Below are 15936 nucleotides of genomic sequence, written 5' to 3' on the forward strand. Positions count from 1 at the left end.
AGGGGCTGTCGGCGCGGTGACCTCGACGTGCACTCGGTGTCCACCCAGGTGTGGCGTGGGCCTGGCTCGGCCCGCCGCACCACACTGCAGGCGACGCTGCCGGCCCCGCCGTTGATGCATCCACAGTTCGTACTATGTGTCATAGTATTCGCGCTGTTGTGCTGTCGCTGTGGTGATTGAGGTGATCGAGGAGTGTTCACGGGTGCGTACCTGGGGCAGCTCCTTGTGCTGTCGGTGTTCGGTTTCGCCCTGGTCCTCATTGGGGCGGTGAGCGGAGCGGCGTTTGCGCGAGTGCGCAACGGGCGTCGCGTCCCTGACGTACCCTCCTGGATCGGCTTGGTTCAGGAGCTGTCCGCCCATCAGGCGCGGGCGATGCGGCTCGCGGAACTGGCGCAGGACCACAGCGGCAGCAGACAACTGCACCGCACGTGTTCGATGTCGCGAGCGAGCACGCGCAACGCCTCGGGCGCATCGCCGGTTGGCTGGAACTGTGGAACTCGCCGACGAACGCGAAACCCGCGCTATCGCTGCCCGGCGACGGGGAGGCTGACAGAGCGTCGGCGACTGTTGGCGAGGATGACCTCGCCCACCTGCACACGCTGTCCGGTCCGCCCTTCGATCTGTTGCTACTCCGGTTGTTGCTGCGCCACCACCGAGGCGGCCTGAACCTGGTTGACGACTTGCTCGAGCGAGTGGACTCCGGTCCCGTTCGCGCTCTCGCCGGCACGATCGCCACGAGCTACCAGGCCGAGACCGAAACCCTGCAGGCCATGATCACCGCACACACTCGTGCGCTGCGCGCAGACCCCGGTCCCGGATCGCGGGCCGGTGCCGTTCCCCGATTTCGGGTCGGCCAGCCAGGAGGTCGAGGTCGCGGCTGACTTCGCCCGTAGTCCAGGAGCGAAGGCCATGTCGTAGTGGCTGGAATGCTGCTCGAACACCACGGCGGACTACCGGATACAGCGCCTTCGCAGGACCTCACCACAGTTCCTCGACTGGCCCGGAATACTATGTGCCGTAGTTTTCACGTGGGCTGCGTGAGTGAAACGGCAGCCCTGCACAGTCGACGCGAAGGGTTGTACTGGTGACGTCGACATCGACGCCTGTCGAGAATGCCGTGGCCGAGCGCCAGGTCGAACTGACCGTGTCAGGAATGACCTGTGCGGCGTGCTCGTCACGCGTGGAACGCAAACTGAACAAGCTCGACGGGGTGCAGGCGAGCGTCAACTTTGCCACGGGACGCGCGCGAGTCCGGGCCGGACAGGACGTCGACGCTCACGTACTGGTCGACACCGTGGTGCAGGCCGGGTACGGCGCCGACATCGTCAGACCGGACACGACGCCTCCCGCACACCTGAACGCAGACGACCGCGCCCAACGACTGTGGCGTCGGCTGATCGTCTCGGTCCTGCTGTTCGTGCCGGTGGCGGACCTGTCGGTGACCTTCACTGTGCTTCCCGGGTGGCGTTTCCCGGGCTGGCAGTGGCTGCTGATCGGCCTGGCGTTGCCGGTCGTGGGCTGGGCAGCGTGGCCGTTTCACCGGGCGGCGTTCGCCGGCGCCCGCCGAGGGGCATCGTCGATGGACACGCTGGTGTCCCTGGGCATCCTGGCCGCGACGACGTGGTCGGTGTACGCGATGTTCTTTCAGCTCAACGAGGCCACCGAGGAGTCCGGCTGGTGGTTGTTGCTGCGCTCGGAGGGGGCGATCTACCTCGAGGTGGCCGTCGGGCTCACCACGTTCGTGCTGGCAGGGCGCTACTTCGAAGCCAAGGCGCAACGCCGGGCGGGCAGCGCACTGCGCGAGCTGGCAGCCTTGCGGGCCAAAGACGTCACCGTCGTGCTGGAGGACGGCTCGCAGCAGTCGGTGCCGGCCGAACTCCTCCGGGTCGGCCAGCGGTTCCTCGTCCGCCCCGGAGGCACCATCGCCGCTGACGGCAGGGTCGTCGAAGGCCGCGCCGCGGTCGACACCAGCGCGATGACCGGCGAGTCGGTACCGGCGGAGGCTGACGAAGGCGCCGAGGTCGTCGGCGGCACGGTGGTGCTGAACGGTTCGCTGGTCATCGAGGCCACGAAGGTCGGCCGCGACACCCAGCTCGCGGAAATGGTGCGGCTGGTGGAGGAAGCCCAGAACGGCGAGGCCTCCGTGCAACGCCTGGCCGACCGCATCTCCGGTTACTTCGTTCCCGCGGTCCTCGTGCTCGCGGTGCTGACCCTGACGGCATGGCTCCTGGTCGACGGCTCGGTCGAGCGGTCGATCAGTGCCGCGCTCGCCGTTCTGGTGATCGCCTGCCCGTGCGCACTGGGCCTGGCCACCCCGACCGCACTGATGGTGGCGTCGGGCCGCGGAGCGCGCCTGGGCATCTTCATCAAGGGCTACCAGGCACTGGAGTCGACCCGAAACGTCGACACCGTGGTGCTGGACAAGACCGGCACGGTCACCGAAGGCCGCATGTCGCTGGTCGACGTCGCCTGCGTCGACGACTTCGAGCGGCACGAGGTGCTGCGCCTCGCCGGCGCGGTGGAGGAGTCCTCGGAGCACCCCGTGGCCTCGGCGATCCGTGCGGCATCCCGGGCGGAGCTGGGTGATCCGCTGCCCCGTGTGTCGTCGTTCGAGAGTGAGCCTGGGCTGGGTGCCGGCGGTGTCGTCGACGGCCACCAGGTACTCGTCGGACGCGCGCGGTTGTTCACCGAGCGCGGCCTGCTGTTGCCCGACGACCTGCAGCGACGACGCCGGGAGTGGGAGGCCAGTGGGCGTACGACGGTCGTCGTCGGCCGGGACCGTCGGGTGATCGGCCTGCTGGCGTTGACCGATCTGGTCAAACCGTCCGCCCAGGGCGCGATCGCCGAGCTGCACCGGCTCGGTCTGAGCACCGTGCTGCTCACCGGCGACAACGAAGCCACCGCGCGCGCGGTGGCCGCGCAGATCGGCGTACAGCGGGTGATCGCGGGCGTCCTCCCGGACGACAAGGCGCGCGAAGTGCGCAGGCTGCAATCCGAGGGCAACGCCGTCGCCGTCGTCGGCGACGGCGTGAACGATGCCCCCGCGCTCGCGACGGCCGACCTGGGCATGGCGATCGGCGCGGGCACCGACATCGCCATCGACGCCGCCGACCTGATTCTCGTGCGCGACGACCTGACCGTGGTGCCCGACTCGATCACGCTCGCCCGCGCCACGCTTCGCACCATTCGCGGAAATCTGCTGTGGGCGTTCGGCTACAACGTGGCCGCGATCCCACTCGCGGCAGTGGGTCTGCTCAACCCGTTGATCGCCGGAGCGGCGATGGCGCTGTCGTCGTTGTTCGTGGTGTCCAACAGTATGCGACTGCGCCGGTTCTCTCCGGACTCACGGCGAGCGGCAGGCAAGTCCACACCGGACCTGGTGACCGCACGATGACGCTGCCCCCACCGATCACGCCACTGCGGCTGCTGACGAGTTGGACCTTCGACCCGGCGATGTTGCTCCCGCTCGTGGCGGCGGCAGGGCTCTACCTGTGGGGCGTGCGGGAGCTGCGCCGTCGCGGTGACACGTGGAGCCGCTCCCGGGTGGTGTCCTGGTTCGTGGGACTGGCCCTCATTTTCATCGGGACGTCCTCCTCGATGGGTGTCTACGACAGGACGCTGTTCATGGTGCCCGCGGTGCAGCACATGTTGCTGCAGATGATCGCGCCCGTGCCGCTCGTGATGGCCGCTCCGATGAGCCTGGCGCTGCGGACCCTGCCGGTCCGGTGGCGCGCGCTGCTGCTCGCGGTGGTGCACAGCCGCCCGGCGCGCATCATCGGCCATCCGGCCGTGGCCTTCGTGATCTTCGCGGCCAACCAGTTCGTGTACTACTACACCCCGGTCTATGACGCGTCACTGCGGAGCATGCCGCTGCACGACTTCCTGCACTGGCATTTCGTGCTGGTCGGGTTCCTGTTCTACTGGTCACTGCTCGGGGTGGACCCGGTGCCGCACCGGCCACCGTTTCTGTTCCGGTTCATGCTGGTCGTCGGCCTGGCGCCGATCCACATCCTGCTCGGAATCCCGATCATGTTGATGGACACCCTGCTGGCCGGTGACTACTACCTCGCGCTCGACCGCGACTGGGGGCCGAGCCCGCTGCGAGATCAGTACATCGGCGGCGGGATTCTCTGGGCGTTCGGCGACGTGTCCGCCGCTGTGCTCATCGGGGCGTTCCTCAAACGGTGGCAGCGGTCGGACGAGCGGGAGGCCCGCCGTACCGACCGGCAGATCGACCGGGCGTACGGATCGGGCCCGACGATGACGCCGTGGTGGCTGCTCGACGAGGGCGACGACCGGGCTGATGCCCTCGGTCCGCAGCGCGATTCCGAACGCGCGGGCAACTCCCTCGGCACGTCACGCCGGCCGGGTGGCCGACGTGACGATCGGAACGAGTAGTGCGTTCACGGAGTGGAGGAGGCATGCCGGGATGCCGTCGATGACCAACCCGTTGCTGCCGGACTGGCTGCGCCTGGTGTGGACGCTGCTGCTCGCCGGCGTCGCCGTGGTCCACATCGGACACGTGTGGACGATGAGTGGGCAGCGACAGTGGTGGCATGTATCGCACACGGTCATGGCCGCTGCCATGGTCGTGATGTATCTCCAGCCGCACAGCGAATCCCCACGGATGTACGAGGTCGGGCTCGTGGTGTTCGCGCTGTTGAGCGTGGGGCTCGCGGCGATCGTCGTCTCGCTCAGGCGACGGGAGCAAGCGCTGAACCCACTGTGGGTGAGTGTGGTGGTCGACCTGCTGGCGATGACGTACATGTTCGTCCCGGCGGCGTCGCGTCCGGCCCCGCTGACATCCCTGCTGGTGCTCTACCTCGGCGTTCAGGCCATCGCATGGACAACCGGACTGTGGAGCCGAGTCGCCCTCGTCCGCGGTGCCGTCCCTGCCGTTGCCGAGGCCGGCGCCGCCGGGGGTGCGGCTGCACCGGATGGTGCAGGGCAGACCTTCGGGCTGTACGCGACGTCGGCACTCGACGTGCGCCTGACGCTTGCGCTGATGGCCGCGGGCATGGTCTACATGCTCGTCGTGATGTGAGGGACGGGGGATGATGCGGACTCCGCGTCCATTCGTGGTCGGCGTGCTGCTCGGTGGGCTGGTGGCGTCGCTGGTGCTGGTGCTCGCGCTGGTCCTCGGCAGCGGGAGCGACGGCTACGCCGCACTGGGCTACTCCGATCCCGGCACGGTCACCAAGGCCGGCACCTACGTGCTGCGTTTCCTTGTCGATCTCGCCGGTGCCATCTGTGTGGGTTCGCTTGTGTACGCGGCGTTTTTCACCGCATCACCCCCGCGAGGGCGGCTGTCCGCGGAGGGCTGGGCCGCGGTGCGGCTCGGTGGGTGGTCGGCCGGGGTGTGGTCGGCCAGCGCGCTGGCGCTGATCCCGTTCGACGCGGCCGACTCGATCGGGGTCAGCGTGCTCGACATGCTCAGCCCGGCAGGGCTGGTGGGACTGTTCTCCTCGGTGTACGGGCCGAAGGCGTGGCTCGTGTCGGCGGTACTCGCGCTCGTGGTCGCCGGATGCTGCCGGGTGGTGATGTCGTGGCGGTCCACGGTGGCGCTGATCGCGGTCGCCGTCGCCGGGCTGCTGCCGCCGGTAGCCGTGGGCAACGCGGCGGCGGGACCGGATCACGACTACGCGATCAACGCCCTGCTCTACCACGTGGTGGCGGCCGCGTTGTGGCTCGGTGTGCTGGTCGCGCTGGTGGTGCACCTGCGGCGGGGGACCGGCCATCCCGGCATCGCCGTCCGCCGCTACCGCCGGTTCGCGTTCGCGTGCTGGCTGGTGCTCGCCATCTCCGGTGCGCTGACGGCGTTGAGTCTCGTGTCGCCCGCGCAACTGCTGACGACTGCCTACGGCCGGATGGCGTTGGCGAAACTCGCCGGGCTGTTGTTCCTGGGGGCCCTGGGTGTGCTCCTGCGCCGACGCCTGCTGCGCGCGGACACCGTCCGGCGCAGTCTGCTGCGGCTGGCCGCCGTCGAGGTCGTGCTGATCCTGCTCACCATCGCCGTGACGATGGGGATGGCTCAGGTGCCGCCGCCGTCGTGGTTCGGCCCGCCCCTGGAGGCGGTCGAGGTGGCGATCGGCTACGCGCTGCCCGGGGCCCCCACTCCCGAAAACCTGCTGACCGTCTGGCGGCTCGACCTGCTGCTGGGTGTCGCCGCCCTCGCGGCCGCGGTGGTGTACCTGCTCGGTGTGCGCCGGCTGCGGGGCCGGGGCGAGCGTTGGCCGCTCGCACGCACCACGGCGTGGCTCGGCGGGTGCGCCCTGGTCGTGGTGGCGACATCATCGGGGCTCGGGGCGTACACCCCGGTGAGCTTCAGCGCGCACATGACCTCGCACATGATGCTGAACATGCTGGCCCCGCTGCTACTCGTGCTGGGCGGGCCGGTGACCCTCGCGCTACGGGCCCTGCCAACGGCATCGGCTGGTTCCCCGCCAGGGGCCCGGGAATGGCTGGAGGCGGTCACCAACTCACCCCTGGCACGAATGCTGGCCAACCCCGGATTTGCCGCACTGCTCTTCGTGGCCTCCTACTATCTGCTGTACTTCACGCCACTGTTCGAGGCGGCGATGAGCGAGCACTGGTCGCGGATGGCGCTGAACCTGTTCACCGTGGCGGTGGGGTATCAGTTCTACTGGATCGTCATCGGCGTCGACCCGGCTCCGCGGGAGTTTCCCCATCTGGGTCGTCTGGGCATGGTGTTCGCTGTCATGCCCTTCCACGCGGTGTTCGCCGTGATCATGATGAGCATCGAGAGTGTCGTCGCCGAGAACTACTTCCGCACGCTGGCTGTGAGCTGGGCACCCGATCTGCTGGCCGATCAGCGTCTGGGCGGTGTGGTCTCCCTGGTGGCAGGGGAGTTGGCGCTGGTAGCCGCGCAGGTGATACTGCTGATCCAGTGGTACCGGCACGATCGGTTCGAGGGCTTCGATTCCGGACCCCTGCAGGACGACGACGCGGCCGCGTACCGCGCGATGCTGGACAAGCTCAAGCAGACCCGCTCCACTTAGGACCCGCACCGGTGGCTGGTGGGGTTACCAGCTCAGGTCGTGGCAGGCCCCGGAGGAGCCGTCGGTCTCCAGTTGTAGCGTTGCGTGTTCGATGTCGAAGTGCTCACTCAACACCTGCTGCGCCAATGCCAGCACCTCGCTGGTGTCCGCCTCTGCGGTGGTGCTCAGGTGTGCCGAGGCGACTTCCATGCCCGAGGTCAGCGTCCACACGTGGAGGTCGTGCACACCGGTGACCTGGGGCAGAGTGGCCAGTGCGAGGTTTATCTCGGCCAGGTCCAGGCGCTCCGGTGCGTGCTGGAACAGGATGTGGGTCGCGCTGCGGCCGAGGCGCCATGCCCGGGGAAGCACGAACAGACCGATGGCGGCAGCGATGATCGGGTCGGCGTAGGGCCAGCCGGTGACCATGATCACCGCTCCGCTGAGCAGCACCCCGAACGACCCCAGCATGTCGGCCAGCACCTCGAGATAGGCGCCGCGGACATTCAGGCTCTCCTTGGCTCCACGGCGCAGCAGCGCGAAGGAGGCAAGGTTCAAAAGTAGGCCCACCGCAGCGACCACCATGACCGGAAGCCCGGGCACGTCCGGCGGGTCACGGAACCGGGCGGCTGCCTCGATGAGCACCCACCCCGCGACACCGAACAGCAGAACCGCGTTGACCAGAGCGGCGAGGACCTCGGCGCGATAGTGGCCGAAGGTGTGCTCTGAGCGTCCCCGTGCCCGTTTCGCCATCGTGATTGCGATCGCTGCAAGTGCCACGCCGAAGACGTCGGTGAACACGTGCGCGGAGTCGGCGAGCAGTGCCAGTGAGCCGGTCAGCAGGCCAACCGCCAGTTGCAGCGCGAAAGTGACTCCGCCCAGTCCTACGGCGATCCAGAGACGACGCAGGTAGCGGCCTCCTGCGGACAACGCCTGATCCGGCGTCAGCCCGTGACCATGCCCGTGCTCGTGCCCCACAGTGTCTCCTTCTGCACGCTCTTGCCGGGCCGGTGACCCACGGACCAACGCCCAGTCATACTATCTACTCTAGTAGTTGCTGTTGATGGTGGTCAGCGCCACCACGGTCGGGTTTACGGAGGGGCACGGGTGTCGGCGATTCCGCAGGGCGTGCTGTACCTGCCAGTGATGGCGGTGTGGATCACACTGCTCGGAGCGCTGCTCAATCGGGACAGCCGCATCGTCATCTCGATACTCGCCCTCGGTGCGGGGATCGGCGTGTGGATGGCCGTCGGGGACCTGCCATGGCTGCTCGTGCCCGTTGTCCTGTTGTGGGTAGCGGGCCTGGTGACGATGATCCAGCGGCAGCGCGACAGCGCGCACTGAGACGAGCCGTCGGCGACCGGCTCGCCCGTGGCGCTGCAGGAGCCCGCAAGCACAGCCAGTACGGCTGCCAGCGGAAGCAGGCGCCACCGCTGTCATTGCCCGAAACACCTCAGCCAAGTATCGTCACATGCGCATGGATGCATGGGAGTAGGTGTCATGTTTCGGCAACGAGCAGGACCGGCGTGGACGGTGGCGCTGGCCGCGGTCTTCGGCGGCACTGGCGTACTTCTGCGGCGGATGCGCCGGGAGATGCTGGGTGAGGGACGGTTCCGGCGGGGGACGGCAGTGGCTGTTTACGCCGCGTACGGCGTCCACGCCGCAGCCCTCGTGGCAGCCGCTCGACAGCGCCGGCTTGCCCTCCCGGTGCCCCGGCTCCCGGCGCTGTGGGCAGGGGTAGGCCTGGCGGGGGTGGGCCTCGGCTTGTGTGCCGGCGGGCTGCGTCGGTTCGGCAGTGCCGGGCAGATCAGCGGGACCGAGCCGGGAGAACTCGTGGTTCGGGGCGTCTATCGCTACAGTCGCAATCCCCAGTATCTGGGGCTCTCGCTGATATTGGCGGGTGCCGGTCTCGCCGGTCGTAATGGGTCGGTGTTGCTGTACACCGCCGGCGCCGGACTGGTGTTTCGTTCGTGGGTCCGGGTCGAGGAACGTCACCTTGTGCACCAGTTCGGCCGACCGTACCGGCAGTATGCCGATGCCACACACCGCTGGCTGGGCGTTCCAGCGACAAAATGAGCCCTGAACCGTTGTCATCGCTCGCCCGAGTTGTCCCGGTCGTGATCGCCCGGGATGAGCGCGTCGGTGGCCTGCTGTGAGGGCGTCCGTGCGGCCTGTGCGTGCGGTAGGGGTTTGCCGGTGAAGGTGATGTGGCCGTCCCGATGCATGGTCTCCACCATGTGCGGATAGTGCAGCTCGAAGGCGGGCCGCTCGGAGCGGATCCGGGGCAGTTCGGTGAAGTTGTGCCGCGGGGGCGGGCAGGATGTCGCCCATTCCAGTGAGTTGCCATTGCCCCATGGGTCGTCGACCGTGACGACCTCGCCGTAGCGGTAGCTCTTGAAGACGTTCCAGATGAACGGCAGCGTCGAGGCGCCGAGGATGTAGGCGCCGAGCGTGGAGATCGTGTTCAGCGTGGTGAAGCCGTCACTGGGCAGGTAGTCGGCGTAGCGGCGGGGCATGCCCTCGGCGCCGAGCCAGTGCTGCACCAGAAACGTCATATGGAAGCCGATGAACGTCAGCCAGAAGTGCAGCTTGCCCAGCGGCTCGTCCATCATCCGTCCGGTGATCTTCGGGAACCAGAAGTAGATCCCGGCGAAGGTCGCGAACACGATCGTGCCGTAGAGCACGTAGTGGAAGTGCGCCACCACGAAGTAGCTGTCCGACAGGTGGAAGTCGATGGCGGGCGCGGCAAGCAGAATGCCCGACAGTCCACCGAAGAGAAACGTCACCATGAAGCCAACGGAGAAGATCATCGGCGACTCGAAGGTCAGTTGCCCCTTCCACATCGTGCCGATCCAGTTGAAGAACTTCACCCCGGTGGGCACCGCGATCAGGAAGGTCATGAAGGAGAAGAACGGCAGCAGCACGGCGCCGGTGGCGAACATGTGGTGCGCCCAGACCGCGACCGACAGCGCCGCGATGCCCAGCGTCGCCCAGACCAGACCCTTGTAGCCGAAGATCGGCTTGCGGCTGAACACCGGGAGGATCTCGGACACGATGCCGAAGAACGGCAGCGCCACGATGTAGACCTCGGGGTGGCCGAAGAACCAGAACAGGTGCTGCCACAGGATCACCCCACCGTTGGCCGGGTCGAACACGTGCGCCCCGAGTTGACGGTCGGCGAGCAGACCGAGCAGGGCGGCGGTGAGGATGGGGAAGGCGATCAGGATCAGCAAGCTCGTGACCAGGATGTTCCAGGTGAAGATCGACATCCGCCACATCGTCATGCCCGGCGCCCGCAGGCAGGCGATTGTGGTCACCATGTTGACTGCACCGAGGATGGTGCCGAGGCCGGACACGAGCAGGCCGGTGATCCAGAGATCGGCGCCGACGCCGGGTGAGCTGATGGCGCTGGACAGTGGGGTGTAGGCGAACCAGCCGAAGTCGGCGGCGCCACCGGGGGTGAGAAAGCCTGCGACGACGGTCAGGCCACCGAAGAGGTACAGCCAGTAGGAGAACGCGTTCAGCCTCGGGAACGCGACGTCCGGCGACCCGATCTGCAGCGGGAGGATGAAGTTCGCGAAGCCGAACAGGATCGGCGTCGCGTACAACAGCAGCATGATCGTGCCGTGCATGGTGAACATCTGGTTGTACTGCTCCGCGGACAGGAACTGCAGTCCCGGCCGGGCCAGCTCGGTGCGGATCAGCATCGCCATCGCGCCGCCCACCATGAAGAAGGCGAACGACGTCACCAGGTACATGACCCCGATCTGCTTGTGATCGGTGGTGCGGAAGTACCGCAGGAGCGAGCCCCTGGGGGACTGCTGCACGGGGACGGAGCGGACGGCAATCGGCGCGGGCTTCACGGCCACGGTGGAACTCCGTTCGTGCTGACTCGCACACAGGCGACGTACGTCGGGTCGAACGAAATTCTACACGCCGTAGAAGATGAGGTGGAGGTGCCTTGTGGACCGTCAGATCAACGCGGAGAGCACGGGGGAGAAGGCCACCGCAATTGGTGTGAGCAGGAGGCAGCCCGCCGCCAGGTACACAAGTCCCTGCTGCCACACCGGAATGGACGGCGTGGACGCAACGAGTCGCTGGATCCGCACGAGGACCGTGTCCCCGCCGGCGCCGAGCGCGCCGCCGGGAACCGGATGCTGGTGTGTGGCGAAGCGGAGGAGTGCACGGGCGAGGACCCGGTCGCCGTGCACGCGTCGAGCGGTGTCGTCTGCCAGCATTTCGACAAGCAGGCGTGTGGCGTCGCGGGCGTGCCGCGCCGCGGCGAGTCGTGGCACCGCATGGGCCAGCGCCGTGAACGGAAGGACCGCCAGATCGTGCCTGGCGCGGGCGTGCGCCCGCTCGTGCGCCAGCACCGCGCGCAGTTCGGCGTCGTCGAGCAGCTGAATCGCGCCGGTGCTGACCACGATCCGCGAGGGTCGGCCCGGAACGCAGTACGCTGCGGGAGCATCGTGGCGAATCAGGCCGATGTCCGGCCCGAGATCGTCAGCGGGTTCGGTCACCACGTCCACGATGTTGCGATGCTGGCGGCGCTTGCGCAGCGTTTCGGCGATGGCACGGCCGCATCGCCAGGCCAGGAATCCGGTCACGCCGACCGCCCACAACAGCGCAAGGTACTGCGGCCAGCCGATCCCTGGTGGAACCTGTCCGGTCACCAGCTGCGCCAACAGCCGGTGAACGCCGTGGGTCACGGTGGTCGCGAGAGGAGCCACTGCCGCGCCGAGGCCTGCCCCCACCGCCGAGAGCGTGGCGGTGAGCCCGATGACCTGCCACAGCAGTACTGCTGCGCGCGGCGCTCGGTGCGGCCAGGTGGCGCGGGCGAGCCGAGCGGGCACCGGGCCGGCGAGCACCGCGGCCAGTACCGCGAGCCCCAGCGCGACCCAGGCGACCATCAGTGCTCGCCCACGTCGTCCTCGCCGGTGCCGGCGCGATCGATCTGGTCCAGCGCCTGCCGCAGGGCCAGGACTTCGTCCTCGGTGACCGTGCCGACGAAATGGCCCAGTACAGCGCCGCGGTCGTCGGCCTCGTCCATAGCGGTTCGCATCGCTGTGGCGAGGAAGGCCGCTTTGCTCGCCGCCGCCGTGTAGAGGTGGGCGCGTCCCTGCTTGGTCCTACTGACCAGACCCTTGTGGGTGAGCCTGTCCAGCACGGTGAGCACCGTGGTGGTGGCCGGATGCGTGGGTAAGGCCTCGGCGACGTCTCTGGCACGGATCCCCGCGGGATGCCGCCACAGCACCTCCATCACCGCGCGTTCCAGCTCGCCGAGTCGCATCCCGTCATCCTGTCGTCGCTGCCTGGCCGACAATCCATTCTACGTCTGGTAGAAGCGCAACGCCCGTCGCCTGTGTTAGCGGGACTTTCCCTTCTTGCGCAGGGCGCGGCGAAGCAGGTGCGTCTCCTCTTCCGACACCGAGTCGACGAAATGCATCAGCACCGCTTCAGGATCCCCGGAGGAGTGCAGCATGTCGCGCAGGGCACGGGCGGTGGTCTCCTCTCGGCTGGAGACCGGGCGGTAGAGGTACGCCTTACCCTGCAGTTCGCGCTCGACCCACCCTTTCGAGTGCAGAACGTCCAGCACGGTCATCACCGTGGTGTAGGCCAGTGCCCTGCCGGTGTCGAGTTGTTCCAGAACCTCGCGCACCTTGAGCGGGGCAGGGTGGGCCCAGAGGATGTCCATCACCGCAGCCTGCAGTTCACCAAGAGCCCGCACCGTGCCTCCTCACGAGGACCGGATTCTACGCGAACAGCGCTGGGGCGACGGTTACCACACCGGAAGCGGGCACACGACTGCCACGAGTAGCCCGAACATCCCGCCGGCCGCGACCAGCGGGAGAAGAAGGACCGATGTCCCGGCGACGCCGCACAACACGGCCCGCCGCAGACGTCGTGGTCTCCCGCCGACGTCGCGGAGACGCTCGAGTCGAACCTGAATTGCCTGTCCGGCCATGCCCAGCGCCGTCGACGGCATCGCTGCTCCGGACACGCTCAGCAGTGCTGATCTGACCGCAGTGGCCCCGCAGTGGCGCACGGCGGCGGTGTCCGCGGCCAGTTCCAGCAGGTCGCGCAGCGCTGCTGGTGCGCGGGAGAACAAAGGGACGATCGGAAACGCAGCGCGCACGCCGTCGGCGAGTGCCAGCAACAGGTGATGTCGGCCCCGGAGGTGAGCTCGCTCGTGCTCGAGCACGGCCTGGACCTCCAGCGGGGTGAGTTGCTGTGTCAAGCCATCGGTCAGCACCACGAGCCCGGGTGTACCGCTGAGGCTGAATGCCATCGGGCGGTCATGGGCAAGCCGGAGTACGCCGGGGTCGGCGTCAGCTCGCCCGGCGAGGCGCAACAGATCCCGGTATCGGCGGCTCGTCCGTGCCCGTGCACGGAGCTGTCGGCCGACAACGGCGACCAGGCGCAGGGTGATCAGGACGCCCGCCACCGCTCCGGCGATCGTCGTCCACTGCTCGGCTCGCGGTATCGAACCGTGCTGGATCGTCGTCCAGCAGTCAACGACCGCCGCGGCTGCTGGGTTGCCCAGGCCATGGTCTGGAAGCAGCAACAGCGCCAGGCCCATACTCGCGGTGAGCAGGACCCCCAGAGCCGACAGTATCCACGCGAGAATCACCGGTGCCGGGTCGCGGCGACGGAGATCCAGGCGCCGCAGCAGCAACGGCAGGAGCACGCCGCTGAACAGCGCTCCTGCCAGCAATGCCACCGCGAGGCTCATGATCGGCGTCCTTCGTCCGCGTCCGGGTCGGCCACGCTACGGCACTCGGGGTGCGCCTTGTCGGGCAACGTGATCCTCACGCAGATCGTTTACTCGCCGCCGTTGTCGTCCTCGGCGGGTTCTGCGTCGGCCGGACAGCAATGCCGGTGCTGGGGAATTCTGGTACTACTGGAAGACCCTGCTCTGATTAGGTGGGGACGTAGTGGGATACGGCCGCGAAGAGCGCGAACCCGGAGACCAGGAACAAGCTGTCCCAGCGGGACTCGTTGGAATCGTGTGCCTGGGGGACCATTTCCTCGATCACCACGCTGAGTAGCGCACCGCCGGTGAACGCGAGCACCGACAACGTCACGATGTCTGGCGCACCGCGCAGCGCGAGGTAGCCGACGGCGGCTCCAGTCAGGATCGGGATGGCAAATCCGGCGCCTGCGAGTAGCCGCTTGGAGCGGGGTAGCCCGGCACGGCGCAGTGCTGCCGCTGCGGCAAATCCTTCCGGTGCGTCGGCCGGTGCCTGGCCGACGGCCAACAGAACCCCGAGGGACGGGTTGACCACGGAGCCGGTGCCGATCAGGATGCCGTCGCTGAGCAGGTCCAGGGAGACGCCACCGTAGATGGCCCAGGGGGATCCGCTGCCGGAGTTGTCACCGCCGACGCGGGTCTTGATATACCCGCTGAGGGCGTCCAGTCCGAGGAAGAGGCCGGCACCTGCGATGAAGGCCAGCATGGGAACCCAGGCTGGTGTGGTCGACAGCGCCCGGGGCATGACCTCCAGCCCGACGACGGCGATGACGATGCCCGCTGCGGCGTGCAGGGCAAAGCTCAACGTGCGCGACGACACTGGGCGCACCTCGGCAACCAGGCCGCCGGCGAAGTTGGCTGCCGCCGGGATTGCCGCCAGCAGAAGCACCATCCAGAAGCTCATGGAAACGGCCTACCCTCCTGATCCACTACATACGCGTGTCACTGCGAAGGCGATGCCTACTGAGCTTCGATCCGTGTGCTAACGCCGCTTCTCGGGCACCTGGTCCCGCGCGGCCTCCAGTGCCCTGGTTTCCTCCGGTGGATCGGGTGACCACAGGCCCCCGGGGATCGGTGTGCCGGCCGAGCCGAGCTTGTTCATCTTCTTCGGCACGGGTGCGCCCTGGTAGTCCAGCGGCAGCGGGTGACCATGGTCGTCCACCGGGCCGAGCGGCTGGTGGATCTCGATGAACTCACCGTGCGGCAGGCGCTTGATGATGCCGGTCTCCACCCCGTGTTCCAGGACCTCGTGGTCGGCCCGCTGGAGGCCGACGCAGATCCGGTAGGTGATGAAGTACGCCAGTGGCGGAAGCAACAGGGCCCCGATCCGCCCTGCCCAGGTCATCGCGTTCAGCGAGATGTTGAACAGCAGCGCGATGGCGTCGTTGAAGCCGGACAGTTCGATCACCACGAAGAAGGCGATCGCCATCATGCCGATGCTGGTGCGAACCGGTGTGTCCCGCGGTCGTTGCAGCAGGTTGTGATGCGCCGTGTCCTTGGACAGCTTGCGTTCGATCCAGGGGTAGGCGATCAGGAGTGTGAAGAGCAGGGTCATGCCGCCGACACCGGCGAAGAAGACCGGCGGGACGGTGTAGTTGCCGAGGTAGAGCTCCCAGGCGGGCCAGATGCGGAGGATGCCGTCGGCCCAAGCCAGGTACCAGTCTGGCCACGACCCGGCGGACACCTGCGAAGGGTTGTACGGCCCGAGGTTCCAGATCGGGTTGATCTGGAAGATGCCCGACATGAGTGCGGTGAACCCGGTGACCAGTGCGAAGAACGCGCCGCCCTTGAGCGCGAAGACCGGCATGATCCGCACGCCGACGACGTTGGTCTCCTTGCGGCGCACTCCCGGGAACTGGGTGTGCTTCTGGTACCACACCAGTCCTAGATGGACCGCGAGCAGCGCGATCATGATGCCCGGGATCAGCAGGATGTGCAGCGTGTAGAGCCGGGGGATGATCTCCGTGCCGGGGAATTCACCGCCGAACAGCGCCCAGTGCACCCAGGTGCCGATGACGGGGATGGAGAGCACGATCCCGGAGAGGGTGACTCGGATGCCGGTGCCGGAGAGCAGGTCGTCCGGCAGCGAGTAGCCGAAGAAGCCCTCGAACATGCCCAGGATCAGCAGCAGGGCCCCGATGACCCAGTTCGCCTCACGCGGGCGGCGGAACGCTCCGGTGAAGAAGATCC

Annotated in this window: 15 protein-coding genes; 7 read left to right on the forward strand and 8 right to left on the reverse strand. The window is 67.8% G+C overall.

Annotation, left to right across the window (positions count from 1 at the left end; translation table 11 throughout):
- The first annotated feature begins 428 nt into the window (after positions 1-428).
- The 5 genes from D0C15_RS24310 (at position 429) to D0C15_RS24330 (ending at position 7019) form a co-directional block, all read left to right on the forward strand.
- Positions 429-881 (forward strand): DUF305 domain-containing protein, encoded by a 453-nt coding sequence (locus D0C15_RS24310; protein WP_162830237.1) that lies wholly within the window; start codon positions 429-431, stop codon positions 879-881.
- Positions 882-1084: 203 nt separating this feature from the next.
- Entirely contained in the window at positions 1085-3394 is a 2310-nt protein-coding gene (locus D0C15_RS24315) for a heavy metal translocating P-type ATPase (protein WP_245976178.1), read from the forward strand.
- On the forward strand, positions 3391-4398 hold the full coding sequence (locus tag D0C15_RS24320; protein WP_116049728.1) for a cytochrome c oxidase assembly protein: 1008 nt from the start codon (positions 3391-3393) through the stop codon (positions 4396-4398). The genes D0C15_RS24315 and D0C15_RS24320 overlap by 4 nt, the downstream gene beginning before the upstream one ends.
- 31 nt (positions 4399-4429) lie before the next feature.
- On the forward strand, positions 4430-5044 hold the full coding sequence (locus D0C15_RS24325; RefSeq protein ID WP_116049730.1) for a DUF5134 domain-containing protein: 615 nt from the start codon (positions 4430-4432) through the stop codon (positions 5042-5044).
- 10 nt (positions 5045-5054) lie between these two features.
- Entirely contained in the window at positions 5055-7019 is a 1965-nt protein-coding gene (locus D0C15_RS24330) for a bifunctional copper resistance protein CopD/cytochrome c oxidase assembly protein (RefSeq protein WP_245976180.1), read from the forward strand.
- Between the two features lie 24 nt (positions 7020-7043).
- On the opposite strand, the gene D0C15_RS24335 is transcribed toward D0C15_RS24330, so the two are convergent.
- Entirely contained in the window at positions 7044-7973 is a 930-nt protein-coding gene (locus tag D0C15_RS24335; RefSeq protein WP_116049733.1) for a cation diffusion facilitator family transporter, read from the reverse strand.
- A gap of 129 nt (positions 7974-8102) precedes the next feature.
- On the opposite strand from D0C15_RS24335, the gene D0C15_RS24340 reads away from it, so the two are divergent.
- The gene (locus D0C15_RS24340) at positions 8103-8339 is read left to right on the forward strand and encodes a hypothetical protein (protein WP_116049735.1); all 237 of its coding nucleotides are present in this window, start codon (positions 8103-8105) and stop codon (positions 8337-8339) included.
- Positions 8340-8495: 156 nt separating this feature from the next.
- Positions 8496-9071: a methyltransferase family protein gene (locus tag D0C15_RS24345; protein ID WP_162830238.1), complete on the forward strand. Its 576-nt coding sequence runs from the start codon at positions 8496-8498 to the stop codon at positions 9069-9071.
- Positions 9072-9085: 14 nt separating this feature from the next.
- On the opposite strand, the gene ctaD is transcribed toward D0C15_RS24345, so the two are convergent.
- From ctaD to qcrB, 7 genes are all read right to left on the reverse strand, one after another.
- Positions 9086-10864 carry an aa3-type cytochrome oxidase subunit I gene (gene ctaD / locus D0C15_RS24350; protein WP_116049741.1) on the reverse strand — a complete coding sequence of 593 codons (1779 nt, stop codon included), beginning with the start codon at positions 10862-10864 and terminating at the stop codon, positions 9086-9088.
- 102 nt (positions 10865-10966) lie between these two features.
- Complete coding sequence (locus tag D0C15_RS24355; protein WP_116049743.1) at positions 10967-11905, reverse strand: M56 family metallopeptidase; 939 nt, start codon at positions 11903-11905, stop codon at positions 10967-10969.
- Positions 11905-12285 (reverse strand): BlaI/MecI/CopY family transcriptional regulator, encoded by a 381-nt coding sequence (locus D0C15_RS24360; RefSeq protein ID WP_116049746.1) that lies wholly within the window; start codon positions 12283-12285, stop codon positions 11905-11907. Before D0C15_RS24360 ends, D0C15_RS24355 begins: the two co-directional genes overlap by 1 nt.
- 75 nt (positions 12286-12360) lie before the next feature.
- Positions 12361-12723 (reverse strand): BlaI/MecI/CopY family transcriptional regulator, encoded by a 363-nt coding sequence (locus D0C15_RS24365; RefSeq protein WP_116049748.1) that lies wholly within the window; start codon positions 12721-12723, stop codon positions 12361-12363.
- A 51-nt stretch (positions 12724-12774) separates the two neighbouring features.
- The gene (locus D0C15_RS24370) at positions 12775-13728 is read right to left on the reverse strand and encodes a M56 family metallopeptidase (RefSeq protein ID WP_116049751.1); all 954 of its coding nucleotides are present in this window, start codon (positions 13726-13728) and stop codon (positions 12775-12777) included.
- A gap of 187 nt (positions 13729-13915) precedes the next feature.
- Positions 13916-14650, reverse strand: coding sequence for a ZIP family metal transporter (locus tag D0C15_RS24375; protein WP_116049753.1), 735 nt, complete (start codon positions 14648-14650; stop codon positions 13916-13918).
- A 78-nt stretch (positions 14651-14728) separates the two neighbouring features.
- Positions 14729-15936: cytochrome bc1 complex cytochrome b subunit (gene qcrB / locus D0C15_RS24380; RefSeq protein ID WP_162830239.1), on the reverse strand; the 1208-nt coding region annotated here is incomplete at its 5' end.

The sequence above is a fragment of the Amycolatopsis palatopharyngis genome (assembly GCF_003385185.1).
Classification (GTDB): Bacteria; Actinomycetota; Actinomycetes; order Mycobacteriales; family Pseudonocardiaceae; genus Amycolatopsis; species Amycolatopsis palatopharyngis.